The sequence below is a fragment of the Methylobacterium sp. 17Sr1-1 genome, assembly GCF_003173775.1.
Lineage (GTDB): Bacteria > Pseudomonadota > Alphaproteobacteria > Rhizobiales > Beijerinckiaceae > Methylobacterium.
In genome coordinates, this window is record NZ_CP029552.1 from 503,299 (window position 1) to 514,488 (window position 11,190).

The following is an 11,190-nucleotide window of genomic DNA, read 5'->3' on the forward strand; positions in this document are numbered from 1 at the left end:
GGCTTAATCGAAGCGCCGCCCGCGGAGTGCGGTGCCGCGAGCCCGGGTCCCGGGCCGCGCCCCTCCCGCCGACACGGAGTTGTTCACGTGAAGCTGTCCGTCCTCGCTCTCGGCCTCGTCGCCGGCCTCGCCCTCGCTGCCCCGGCCGGCGCTCAAGGGGCGGCGACCCGCGACCCCGCCCAGATCCCGGCAGGCACCTACGTGGTCGATCCCGGCCACACCCAGGCGGTGTTCACCGTCAACCATTTCGGCTTCTCGCAGTATACGGGCCTCTTCTCGGACGTCTCCGGTACCCTGGAGCTGCAGCCGGCCAAGCCCGCCGACAGCCGCCTGAAGGTCACCATCCCGGTGAAGTCGCTCTACACCCCGAGCCAGCACATGCTGGACTCGCTGAAGAGCGACAAGTTCCTCGACGTCGCCCAGTTTCCGGAGATGACCTTCACCTCCACCAAGGTGACGCCCGAGGGCAAGGACAAGGCCAAGGTCGTCGGCGACCTGACCCTGCACGGCGTGACCAAGCCCGTGACCCTCGAGGTGACCCTGGTCGGCGCCGGCGCCAACCCGATGAACAAGAAGCAGACCGTCGGCTTCGAGGCCAAGGGCACGCTCAAGCGCTCGGACTTCGGCGTGAAGGCCTTCGTGCCGGCGGTCAGCGACGAGGTCCACCTCGTCCTCAACGGCGCCTTCGAGCGCAAGGACTAACCACCCGGAAGCCGAAGGTCCCGCTCCCAAGGTCCCAATGTCCATGCGCACGGTCGCGACGCCCCGTCGCTACACCCTCGTCGCGATCGTGCTGCACTGGCTGATCGCCCTCGGCATCCTGGCCCTGCTGGCCCTGGGCCTCGCGATGACGCGGGGCTCGCTCCCGCCGATGGACCGCTTCGCCTTCTATCAGTGGCACAAGTCCATCGGGCTCACGGTGCTGGTGCTGATGGTCGTGCGCGTCGTCTGGCGGCTGTTCCACCGGCCGCCGCCGCTGCCCGAGGCGATGCCGCGGGCCGAGCGGCGGGCGGCGCATCTGGCGCATCTCGCGCTCTACGGCCTGCTTCTCGCCATGCCGCTCGTCGGCTGGGCGATGGTCTCGGCCTCGCCCTACAACATCCCGACGGTGCTCTACGGGACGATCCCGTGGCCGCACCTGCCGGTCCTGCCCGAATTGCCGAACAAGGCGGCGGTCGAGGGCGCGCTGAAGCTCGTGCACAGCTATGGCGCCTGGCTGCTGATGGCTCTCCTCGTCCTGCATGTCGGCGCAGCCCTGCGCCACCACCTCGCGCTGCGCGACGACACCCTGTGGCGGATGCTGCCCCTGGTGCCGCGGCCCAGCCCGAAGCCTTAAGGTTCCCTCGCGATGAAGTCTCTCGTCCTCGCTCTCGGCCTTCTCGCGGTCCCGGTCGCCGCGCAGGCCGCCGACTGGACCGTCGATCCGGCCAAGAGCCGCATCGGCTTCTCCGGCACCCAGGTCGGTGCGCCGTTCAAGGGCCGCTTCACCCGCTACGACGCGCAGATCAGCTTCGATCCGCAGAAGCCCGAGGCCGGCAAGGCCGTGGTGCTGATCGACCTGACCAGCGCCGAGACCGGCGACAAGCAGCGGGACGAGGCCCTCCCGCAGGCCGACTGGTTCAACGCCTCCAAGGACAAGCAGGCCCGCTTCGAGGCGACCCGCTTCGTCGCGAAGGGCGGCGACGCCTACGACGCCGTCGGCACGCTGACGATCCGCGGGATGCGCAAGGACGTGACCCTGCCGTTCCGCCTCACCGTCTCGGGCGGCACCGCCCACGCGGTCGGCCATCTCGACCTCGTGCGCACCGATTACGGCGTCGGCCAGGGTTCGTGGGCCAACGATTCGATGGTCGCCCTGCAGGTCGGGGTGGATATCGACCTGACGGCGAGCGCCAAGTCGGGCGGGTGAGGCTGTCTCGACAGTCTCGACTGAATTGGCATCCTCCGGGTCATTCCGGGGCCGCGTAGCGGAGCCCGGAATCCAGACACTCAGGTGATGCCGAACAGGGCTGTGGTCGTTCCGCTTCCTCCTGAACGACCTGCGGTTCTGGATTCCGGGCTCCGCTACGCGGCCCCGGAATGACCCGGAGGGTGATAAGTCGGTAGAGGCCCATCAAATGGCTCCGAGCCGCATCCCCCTCCCGAAGGCGGCCCTCCCGGACGATCGGTGTCCCGCAATCCCGATCATCGCTCTTGCGCGACGCCGTCGTACCTTGGCAGACAAGCCGGATGGACGGCCCGGCCCGGTGAACGGGCGCAAGGGTGCCGCCGAGCGGGAGGAGACGGGACATGGCCCAGAACATGGCGCAGGATCTGGCCGGCAAGGTCGCCTGGGTGACGGGCGCGGGCAGCGGCATCGGCGAGGCGGCGGCTCTGGCCCTCGCCGGGGCGGGCGCCCGGGTGGTGCTGACCGGGCGGCGGGAGGAGCCGCTGCGGGCGCTGGCCGCGCGCATCGCGGAATCCGGAGGCGAGGCCGTGGTCGAGCCCGGCGACGTCACCGATGCGGCCCGCATCGCGGCCATCGTGGAGGGCATCGCGTCGCGGTTCGGCCGGCTGGATGTGCTGGTGAGCAATGCCGGCAGCAACGTGCGCGAGCGGCGCTGGGACGCCCTGTCGCCGCAGGGCGCGCAGGACGTGATCCAGGCCAACCTGTCGAGCGCCTTCTACGCCTCGCTCGCCGTGCTGCCGCTGATGCGCCGGCAGGGCGACGGTGTCCTGATCCACACCGCCTCCTGGGCCGGGCGGTTCGTCAGCCCGGTGAGCGGGCCGGCCTACACGGCGGCCAAGCACGCGGTCGTGGCGATGAGCCACAGCATCAACATGGAGGAATGCGTCAACGGCATCCGTTCGACGGTGCTGTGCCCGGCCGAGGTCGCGACCCCGATCCTCGACAAGCGCCCGGTGCCGGTGACGCCCGAGGACCGGGCCCGCATGCTCCAGCCCGACGACATGGCGGCGCTGATCCTGTTCGTGGCCACGCGCCCGAAGCACGTCTGCCTGAACGAGGTGGTGATCAGCCCGACCTGGAACCGCGGCTACGTGCCGGATGCCCGTCTGGGCTCGCGCCTGGGGGCGTGACACCCGGTCCCATCCGGATCGACGGCTCCGGGAGATCGCCACGCGATCACCCGAAGCCATGGGAGGCGCAGGGCGCGCTCAGGTGCCCTGCTGCGATGGGGCCGCCGCTTCCAAGTCGGCGATCCGCTGCATCTCGTTCCGGTGCAGCCGGCTGAGCAGCATGAGCATGCGACCCGGCAGGGCCGTATCCTCGGCAGTGAGCGGCGCCGCGCGGCGCCAAGGTGCGGCCGCGCGCGAAGTGGTGGTGTCCCGCAGGACGGGAAGGTCCCGCACGGGAGTCTGAGCCGGGGCGGCGGACGCATCCGGCCGGACCTGCTCGCGAACTCGGGTACGCATCGTACGATCCTTCAACGGCCGGCTTCTGGCGACCGGCGCCGCTAAGAACGCCGACTCGCTGCGCCGGTTCCACGGCGGTGGATGAGGGTTCCCCAGCGACAGGCCGACTGTGTCGCCGTTGCCACACCGGTTGGGGCCGGCGGGGCGATTCGGCTGGCCAGAGAGATGCCGCGCGGGCGTGACGGGGCGGTGACGGCGGGCGGCGCGGATGCTATGGCGCCAGGCATGCTCGAAGGCCTGCCGCCCCATCGCCCGACCCACGTGCTGCGTCTCGACACGAACGAGCGCGCGGCCCGCGCCATGACCGACCTGATCGGCGAGGTGTTCGACCCGACCGAGACCGCGGTCGCGGCCTTCGAGGCCGAGGACGGCAAGTCCTGGCACCTGGAGGCCTACTTCTCCGAGGAGCCCGACGAGGAGGCGGTGCGCGAGCTGATCCGCCCGATTCTCGGCGACGCCGCCGACGAGGCCACCTTCGCGGCGATCGACCAGCAGGACTGGGTCCGCGCCTCGCTGGAAGGGCTGAAGCCCGTGCGGGCCGGGCGCATCCTGGTCCACGGCTCGCACGACCGCGGGCGGGTGCAGCCGAACGACCTGCCGATCGAGATCGAGGCGGCCCTCGCCTTCGGCACCGGGCATCACGGCACCACGCTCGGCTGCCTGCTGGCCCTCGTCGACGAGGTGAAGCGCCGCCGGCCCCACCGCATCCTCGATGTCGGCACCGGCACCGGCATCCTGGGGCTCGCCGCCGCGCGCCTGCTGCACACGCCGGTCGTCGCCGGCGACCTCGACCCGGAGGCGGTGGCGACCGCGCGGACCAACGCCGCCTTCAACGGCCTGGCCAACCTGATGGCCTTCTACGAGGCGCCGGGCCTGCGCCACCCGCTCGCTCGCCACACCCGCGCCTTCGACCTCGTCTTCGCCAACATCCTGGCCCGGCCGCTGACCCGGCTGGCGCCGAGCCTCGCCCGCGCGGTGGCGACCGACGGCACCCTGGTGCTCTCCGGCCTGATCCCCCGCGACGTGCCCGGCGTGCTCTCGGCCTATGCCGCGCAAGGCTTCCGCCTGCGCCGGCGCCGCGTGATCGAGGGCTGGGCCACCCTGGAGCTGCGCCGCGGCGGCGCCGCGTCCAGGCCGCGCTGAGGCGCGAGCCCGTTCCAGGAGAGTCCGCGCTGAGGCGCGAGCCCGTTCCAGGATAGTCCGCGCTGAGGCGCGAGCCCGTCTCGGGAAAGTCCGCGCCGAGCCCCGCGAACCTCACGGAACAGCCCTTGCGCTGATCGGTTGTCCGGGCATCGCCGTCTACCGGTAGGGAGTATGAGCATCCCGGCCGGCCGGCGGTCCGTGCGCGCGAAACGGCCAATCCCGGTCCTCCGCGGCACGACGAGCCCCGGAGACGATCAGCGATGAAGGCCCTCGTCTGGCACGGCACTGCGGATATCCGCTGCGACACGGTCCCCGATCCGACGATCGAGGACGGGCGCGATGCGATCATCAAGGTGACCTCCTGCGCCATCTGCGGCTCCGACCTGCACCTCTACGACCACTTCATGCCGGGCATGAAGTCGGGCGACATCATGGGCCACGAGACCATGGGCGAGGTGGTCGAGGTCGGGCGGGACAACAAGGCGCTCAAGGTCGGCGACCGGATCGTGGTGCCGTTCACCATCATCTGCGGCCAGTGCGACCAATGTAAGCGCGGCAACTTCTCGGTCTGCGAGCGCACCAACCGCAACAAGACGCTCGCCGAGACCGCCTTCGGCCACACCACCGCGGGCCTGTTCGGCTACACCCACCTCACCGGCGGCTATGCCGGCGGTCAGGCCGAGTACCTGCGGGTCCCCTTCGCCGACGCCACCCACATCAAGGTGCCCAAGGGCATCCCGGACGAGAAGCTCCTCTTCCTCTCCGACATCTTCCCGACCGGCTGGCAGGCGGCGGTGCAGTGCGACATCCAGCCGGAGGACACCGTGGCGATCTGGGGCTGCGGCCCGGTCGGCCAGATGGCGATCCGCTCGGCGATCCTGCTCGGCGCCCGGCGGGTCATCGCCATCGACCGGGTGCCGGAGCGCCTCACCATGGCGCGGGCCGGCGGCGCCGAGACGATCAATCTCGACGAGGAGTCCAACGTCGTCGCCAAGCTCAACGACATGACCGACGGCAAGGGACCGGAGAAGTGCATCGACTCGGTCGGGATGGAGGCGCATGCCACCTCCTCGCTCGACGCGATCTACGACCGGGCCAAGCAGGCGGTGATGCTGGAGAGCGACCGGCCGCACGTCCTGCGCCAGATGATCATGGTCTGCCGCCCGGCCGGCGTGCTGTCGATCCCCGGCGTCTACGGCGGCCTGATCGACAAGGTGCCGTTCGGCGCGGCGATGAACAAGGGCCTGACCTTCCGGATGGGCCAGACCCACGTCAACCGCTGGACCGACGACCTCCTGCGGCGGATCGAGGACGGGCAGATCGACCCGTCCTTCGTCATCACCCACACGGTGGGGCTGGAGCAGGGGCCGGAGATGTACCGGACGTTCCGGGACAAGCAGGACGGCTGCATCAAGGTGATGATCCGGCCATGAGCACTCCAGCCATGAGCAATCGAGCCATGAGCAATCGAGCCATGAGCAATCGAGCCATGAAGCGCACGGTCGATCCCCGCTCCCGGTCCGCGCACGACGCCCTCGCCCGCGGCCTCGGCTGGTTCTCGATCGGCCTCGGCCTCGCCGAGATCCTGGCGCCCCGAGCCCTGTGCCGAGCGCTCGGCCTCGAGGGCCGGGAGGCCCTGATCCAGGCCTACGGCGCCCGCGAGGTCGCCACCGGCGCCGCGATCCTGATGAGCCACGACCCCACCCCGTGGATCTGGGGCCGGGTCGCGGGCGACGCCCTCGACCTCGCCACCCTGGCGACCGGCTTCGAGGGCGACAACCCCCGCGCCGGCACCCTGGCTCTCGCCACCGCGGCGGTGGCAGGCGTGACGCTCGCCGACATCGTCTGCGTCCAGGGTCTTACGGCCGACAAGCGCCCGGCCCCGCGGGGCTCCTACGAGTACCACAACCGCAGCGGCTTCCCCCGCGGCCTCGCCGCCGCCCACGGCGCCGCCCGCGACTTCGCGGTACCGCGGGACTTCCGCATTCCCGGCCCGCTGCGCCCCTGGCGCGACGGCCGGCCGGCGGCGTGAGCCCCGGCTCGGATCGCCTGACCAGTCGAACCAGCACTCCTCGACGTCATCCCGGGTACCGCTACGGGGCCCCGGGATGACGATGGAGGATTGCTGGTCCGTTGCGCCAAACGAGAAAGGGCCGCCTCGCGGCGGCCCCCATCCCCATCGGGGAAACCCTTACTCCTTGTCGCCGCGATGGATGCCCTTGTCGCGGTTCTCCTTCAGTCGGCCGTCATCCGAATGCTGCACGGTGCCCTGGTTCGGCGCATCCGGGTTCTTGTGATTGTGGCGGGTGTTGTCGTCAGTATTGTGCGACTGAGACTGCTGCTTCTTGTCCGCCATGTTTGTATCTCCCGTGATCTGCGGCGTGCCGCGTTGAGTGTTTCAATAACATATGACCGGATGGGAGGTTCCTGGGCGAATCGTACGACTGTACGGGACCGAGCGCGACATTCCGCCGGTACGCGTACGGTGTCGCAGGGGACTGGACGGAACTTGCTAATGAACCATGGCCGGCGGGCGAACCTGCTTGGCGAAGTACCCTCGCGGTCACCCGCCGGTCCGCCCGCACCCACGGTCTCGGCCGGATCGACGCCGTTGACGCACGAAATGGTCTGCCCTATCAGTTATAGCATTAGCTATAATGATGAGCCGTTGCGATGCGCCTTGTCCGTTCCCCCGTCCCGCCCGGCGCTGCCGCCCTCGTCCTGGCCTGTCTGGCGACCGGGCAGAGCGTTCATCGCGCCCATGCCCAGTCCCTTCCCACAGCCGCCGAGAACCTGACCCCCGGCGACATCGACAGCGAGCATCTGTTCGGCTTTACAGAGGGCAGCGACCTCGGCGTGCCGGGTGAGGCGGAGTTGGAATGGGAGACGAGCGGACGGCTCGGCAAGCGCCTCGGCCGCTTCCTCGCCGTCGATAGCGGCCTCGCCCTGAAGGTGCCGCTGACGAACGACTTCCGCCTCGCGCCGGGCATCACCTTCAACGCCTACGACATCGGCGCCGCCGGCTCCCCCGCCCGCACCACGGGCGGTTTCAACGGCGGCTTCCTCGAGACCCGCCTGCGCCTGCTCGACCGCCGCACCGCGCCGTTCGGTCTCACGCTCAGCATCGTGCCCGCCTACGGCACCGTCGATGGCGGCTCGGGCGCGTCCGCGCGCAGCTTCGGGACGGACATCGGCCTCCTGGCCGACCGCGAGCTGATCCCCGGCAAGCTGGTCGCCGCGGTGAATCTCGGCTTCGCCTTTGCTGCGACGCGGCTCGGCGCCTTGGACGAACAGGTCCGCGGATCGGGCATCGAGGCAGCCGCCGCCCTGTCCTACCAGGTCCGGCCCGGCCTCTTCGCCGGGGCCGAGGCGCGCTACGCCCGGACCTACGAGGGCTTGGCGCTCGGCCGGCTCGCCGGGGAGGCGGTCTATCTCGGGCCGACGCTCTATACGACCCTCTCGCCGCAGGCCTGGGTCTCGTTCACCTGGAGCTTCCAGGTCGCCGGCCGGGCGGCGGACGAGCCGGGGCCCCTCGACCTGTCGAGCTTCGACCGGCACCAGATGCGCCTGCGCGTCGGCTACAATTTTTGACACGCGACGGATCGGGGAGGTCGCGACAGGTTTCGGTTGCCGCAGCGGGAGGCGGCCGCTAGCATGATGGCATGAGCCAGACCGTCCCGACGATGATCGTCCGAGGCCGACGCCGCGTTCGACGCGGTCGGCGGGACAGGGGCGTGTCGCTCCGAGCCAGCTAGAGCGGCCCCGCGCGCCGCTCGCTCGGCACCCCACACCGACATCGCGTCCTCCCGAGCCTCGCGGCCGTGGGCGCGGCGGGGCCTCACCTGCCCCGTGCGGTGGAGCCCGATTCCTCGGGGCCGGGGCTCGAAAGCCGAGCGAATGACCGTGACGACTCTCAACCCGTCGACAATCTGGACCGTGCCCGAGCCGTTCCGCACGATCTACACCCATGCCCGCGCGGCGCCGGCCGGCCGCACCCTCTTTGTTTCCGGGCAGTTCGGCGTCGCGCCGGACGGGCGGATGCACGAGGATTTCGCGGACCAGCTGGGCCAGGCGATGGACAACGTCGAGGCGCTGCTCGACGCGGCCGGCCTGGGGCTGCCGGACGTCGCGAAAGCGACCTTCTTCCTGACCCGCAGCGGCGATTTGCCGGTGCTCGGCCAGGTGCGCCGGGCGCGCTGGGCGTCCGACGCGCCCGCCGCCGTCACCGTCCTCGTCGTCGCGGGCCTGGCGCGGCTGGACGCGCTGGTCGAGGTCGAGGTGACGGCCGTCGCGGCCGATCCGGCGGGACGCGAGCCCGGCCGGCTGCGCGCGGCCACGAAGGAGGACGTGCCCAGGATCGCGGCGCTGGTGAAGGCGGCTTATGCGAAGTGGGTCCCGGTCATCGGCCGCGAGCCCGTGCCGATGACCGCCGATTACGCGCTCGCGGTTCGCACGCACCGCTTCGACCTGCTCGAGCGGGACGGCGCGCTCGTCGCCCTGGTCGAGATGGTCCCGCGCGCCGATCACCTCTGGATCGAGAACCTCGCGGTCTCGCCCGCCCATCACGGGCGGGGGCTCGGTCGCCGGATGCTGCGTCACGCCGAGGACGTCGCGCGGGCGCTCGGGCACCCGGCGGTCAGGCTTGCCACGAACCAGGCCTTCGCCGGCAACGTCGATTTCTACCGGCGGGCGGGCTTTACCGTCGAGCGTGAGGAGCCGTTCCGCGGCGGGGTCGGCGTTTATCTGGCGAAGACGCTTTGAACCGGACGGGCCCGGGACTCGTACCGGGCCTGCCTTCGCGCCGGCGGCCGGGCGCTACCCCACCCCCGTCGGCCCATCGAGCGTCAGCCGCACCCGCCGCGCCAGCTCCATCCGCCGGTACGGCTTGTTGATGATCTCGAACTCGCTGCCGCCGGCATCTGTACGCTCGATCGAGGCCTCGGCGTAGCCGGTGGTCAGCAGCACCTTGATCCGCGGCTGGCGCTCGCGGGCGGCGCGGGCCAGCAGCACGCCGTTCATGCCGCCGGGCATGATCAGGTCGGAGAACAGAAGGTCGATCTTGCCGCTGTTGTCGAGGAGGTCGAGCGCCTCCAGGGCGCCGTGGGCGACGAGCACCGTGTAGCCGAAATCCTCCAGGATCACCTTTGCCGTGGCGGCGACGTCCGGGCGGTCGTCGACCACCAGGATCGTCTCGCTGCCGGTGCGGTCGGCGGCCCGCGGGGCCGGGCGGCGCTCGGTCGCGACGGCCTGATCGGTCGCCGGGAAGAGCAGGCGCACGGTCGTGCCCTGGCCGATCTCGGAGGTGATCCGCACCGTGCCGCCGGATTGCTTGGCGAAGCCGTAAACCATGGCGAGGCCGAGGCCCGTGCCGCGCCCCTCCTCCTTGGTGGTGAAGAACGGCTCCATCACCCGCGCCAGGATCTCCGGCGGCATGCCGAGGCCGGTATCCTGCATCTGCACCACCGCGTAGGGCCCCGGCCGCACCAGCAGCAGCAGGGCCATCTCATCGTCGATGGTGATGTTCTCGGTCTTGATCGTCACCGTGCCGCCGCCCGGCATCGCGTCGCGGGCGTTGAGCAGCACGTTGAGCAGGGCCACCTCGGTCTGCGTCGGATCGATGCGGCAGTTCCACAGGTCGGGCGCGAGTTCGGTCTTCACCACGACGTGGTCGCCCAGCGTGCGCCCGGTGATCTCGTTCATGCCGCGCACGAGGGTGTTGAGGTTGAGCGCCCGGCCGTCGAGGCGCTGCTTGCGGGCGAAGGCGAGGAGCTGGTGGGTGAGGCGCGCCGCCCGGTCGGTCGCGGCGCGGATCGCCTCGCCCGCGCCCGTCAGCCGGCTCGCGTCGATCTTCGGATGCTCGGCGAGCGCCAGCACCACGTCGGTGTAGCCGCTGATGACCTGGAGCAGATTGTTGAAGTCGTGCGCGATGCCGCCGGTGAGCTGGCCGAGCGCCTCCATCTTCTGGGCCTGGTGCAGGGCCTGCTCGGCGTCGCGCCGGCGCGACACGTCGAGCTGCGAGCCGAAGAAATAGACCAGCTCGCCCTTCTTGTCGTAGACCGGCGAGATGAACAGCGCGTTCCAGAAGGTCGAGCCGTCCTTGCGGTAGTTCAGGATCTCGGTCGCGATCTCCTTTCGCTCGGCGATGGCGCGGCGGACCTCCGACACCGTCTCGCGGTCCGTCTCGGGACCTTGCAGGAAGCGGCAATTGGTACCGACCAGCTCCTCCGGACGGTAGCCGGTCATGCGCAGGAAGGCCTGGTTGGCGAAGACGATCGGGTTGTCCGGCTGATGCGGATCGGTCACGATCATCGGCATCCGCGTCGTCTCGACGGCGGCGAAGAAGATGTCCGAATGGGTGTCGTGCACGGCGCGCGGGCCGCGCGAGGTGACGGCGGGCCCGAGGCCGCCGAGATCCGGCTTCTCCGATATGTCCGCCATCCGATACCTCCATGCCGCTTCTGAGCCACGCGGCACGCGGTCCGGCCTCGGTCACCCGCGATCAGATAGGCACCGACCGCGAAGATCAACTGACCCCAAAGGATAGTGCACGATTTCCGGCAGCGCGACTTTGCCGCGGCGGTGCCCCGGAACGAATGGATGCGAGAAGTGACGGCCCGAGAGGACCGGTCTCGT

The 11,190-nt window shown here is 70.6% G+C and carries 12 protein-coding genes; 9 read left to right on the forward strand and 3 right to left on the reverse strand.

Translation table 11 applies throughout. The annotated features are described in order from the left end of the window. Nucleotides 1-87 precede the first annotated feature (87 nt). The 4 genes from DK412_RS02330 to DK412_RS02345 all read left to right on the forward strand — a co-directional run bounded on the left by DK412_RS02330 (nt 88) and on the right by DK412_RS02345 (nt 3,078). On the forward strand, nt 88-702 hold the full coding sequence (locus tag DK412_RS02330; protein ID WP_245447390.1) for a YceI family protein: 615 nt from the start codon (nt 88-90) through the stop codon (nt 700-702). Nucleotides 703-745: 43 nt separating this feature from the next. Next, nucleotides 746-1,336, forward strand: a complete 591-nt coding sequence (locus DK412_RS02335) for a cytochrome b (RefSeq protein WP_109975010.1) — start codon at nt 746-748, stop codon at nt 1,334-1,336. 12 nt (nt 1,337-1,348) lie between these two features. Continuing rightward, nucleotides 1,349-1,909, forward strand: a complete 561-nt coding sequence (locus DK412_RS02340; protein ID WP_109970630.1) for a YceI family protein — start codon at nt 1,349-1,351, stop codon at nt 1,907-1,909. A 392-nt stretch (nt 1,910-2,301) separates the two neighbouring features. Next, nucleotides 2,302-3,078: an SDR family oxidoreductase gene (locus DK412_RS02345; protein WP_109975011.1), complete on the forward strand. Its 777-nt coding sequence runs from the start codon at nt 2,302-2,304 to the stop codon at nt 3,076-3,078. Between the two features lie 78 nt (nt 3,079-3,156). Here DK412_RS02345 and DK412_RS02350 read toward each other — a convergent pair whose 3' ends face one another. Next, nucleotides 3,157-3,414 carry a hypothetical protein gene (locus DK412_RS02350; protein ID WP_109970631.1) on the reverse strand — a complete coding sequence of 86 codons (258 nt, stop codon included), beginning with the start codon at nt 3,412-3,414 and terminating at the stop codon, nt 3,157-3,159. 225 nt (nt 3,415-3,639) lie between these two features. Here DK412_RS02350 and DK412_RS02355 point away from each other — a divergent pair, with 225 nt between their 5' ends. The 3 genes from DK412_RS02355 (at nt 3,640) to DK412_RS02365 (ending at nt 6,589) form a co-directional block, all read left to right on the forward strand. Then, nucleotides 3,640-4,557 (forward strand): 50S ribosomal protein L11 methyltransferase, encoded by a 918-nt coding sequence (locus tag DK412_RS02355; protein ID WP_109970632.1) that lies wholly within the window; start codon nt 3,640-3,642, stop codon nt 4,555-4,557. A gap of 260 nt (nt 4,558-4,817) precedes the next feature. Further along, complete coding sequence (locus tag DK412_RS02360) at nt 4,818-5,990, forward strand: zinc-dependent alcohol dehydrogenase (protein WP_109970633.1); 1,173 nt, start codon at nt 4,818-4,820, stop codon at nt 5,988-5,990. 41 nt (nt 5,991-6,031) lie between these two features. Further along, nucleotides 6,032-6,589, forward strand: a complete 558-nt coding sequence (locus tag DK412_RS02365; protein WP_245447391.1) for a cyclase dehydrase — start codon at nt 6,032-6,034, stop codon at nt 6,587-6,589. A 159-nt stretch (nt 6,590-6,748) separates the two neighbouring features. Here DK412_RS02365 and DK412_RS29925 read toward each other — a convergent pair whose 3' ends face one another. After that, nucleotides 6,749-6,913, reverse strand: coding sequence for a hypothetical protein (locus DK412_RS29925; protein ID WP_162596075.1), 165 nt, complete (start codon nt 6,911-6,913; stop codon nt 6,749-6,751). 317 nt (nt 6,914-7,230) lie between these two features. On the opposite strand from DK412_RS29925, the gene DK412_RS02370 reads away from it, so the two are divergent. Both DK412_RS02370 and DK412_RS02375 read left to right on the forward strand, forming a co-directional pair. Next, a complete protein-coding gene (locus DK412_RS02370) occupies nt 7,231-8,148 on the forward strand; it encodes a hypothetical protein (protein ID WP_109970635.1) in 918 nt (305 codons plus the stop codon). A 312-nt stretch (nt 8,149-8,460) separates the two neighbouring features. Then, nucleotides 8,461-9,318 carry a GNAT family N-acetyltransferase gene (locus tag DK412_RS02375; protein WP_162596076.1) on the forward strand — a complete coding sequence of 286 codons (858 nt, stop codon included), beginning with the start codon at nt 8,461-8,463 and terminating at the stop codon, nt 9,316-9,318. A gap of 54 nt (nt 9,319-9,372) precedes the next feature. Here the strand turns inward: DK412_RS02375 and DK412_RS02380 are convergent, their stop codons facing one another. Continuing rightward, a complete protein-coding gene (locus tag DK412_RS02380; RefSeq protein WP_109970637.1) occupies nt 9,373-10,995 on the reverse strand; it encodes a hybrid sensor histidine kinase/response regulator in 1,623 nt (540 codons plus the stop codon). Between the last annotated feature and the right edge of the window lie 195 nt (nt 10,996-11,190).

Bases quoted from the DNA above. Each gene is read 5' to 3' on its own strand.
- DK412_RS02355 (WP_109970632.1), top strand. From the start codon at position 3,640: ATGCTCGAAGGCCTGCCGCCCCATCGCCCGACCCACGTGCTGCGTCTC.
- DK412_RS02380 (WP_109970637.1), bottom strand. From the start codon at position 10,995: ATGGCGGACATATCGGAGAAGCCGGATCTCGGCGGCCTCGGGCCCGCC.
- DK412_RS02345 (WP_109975011.1), top strand. From the start codon at position 2,302: ATGGCGCAGGATCTGGCCGGCAAGGTCGCCTGGGTGACGGGCGCGGGC.
- DK412_RS02365 (WP_245447391.1), top strand. From the start codon at position 6,032: ATGAGCAATCGAGCCATGAAGCGCACGGTCGATCCCCGCTCCCGGTCC.
- DK412_RS29925 (WP_162596075.1), bottom strand. From the start codon at position 6,913: ATGGCGGACAAGAAGCAGCAGTCTCAGTCGCACAATACTGACGACAAC.
- DK412_RS02335 (WP_109975010.1), top strand. From the start codon at position 746: ATGCGCACGGTCGCGACGCCCCGTCGCTACACCCTCGTCGCGATCGTG.
- DK412_RS02340 (WP_109970630.1), top strand. From the start codon at position 1,349: ATGAAGTCTCTCGTCCTCGCTCTCGGCCTTCTCGCGGTCCCGGTCGCC.
- DK412_RS02360 (WP_109970633.1), top strand. From the start codon at position 4,818: ATGAAGGCCCTCGTCTGGCACGGCACTGCGGATATCCGCTGCGACACG.
- DK412_RS02370 (WP_109970635.1), top strand. From the start codon at position 7,231: ATGCGCCTTGTCCGTTCCCCCGTCCCGCCCGGCGCTGCCGCCCTCGTC.
- DK412_RS02350 (WP_109970631.1), bottom strand. From the start codon at position 3,414: ATGCGTACCCGAGTTCGCGAGCAGGTCCGGCCGGATGCGTCCGCCGCC.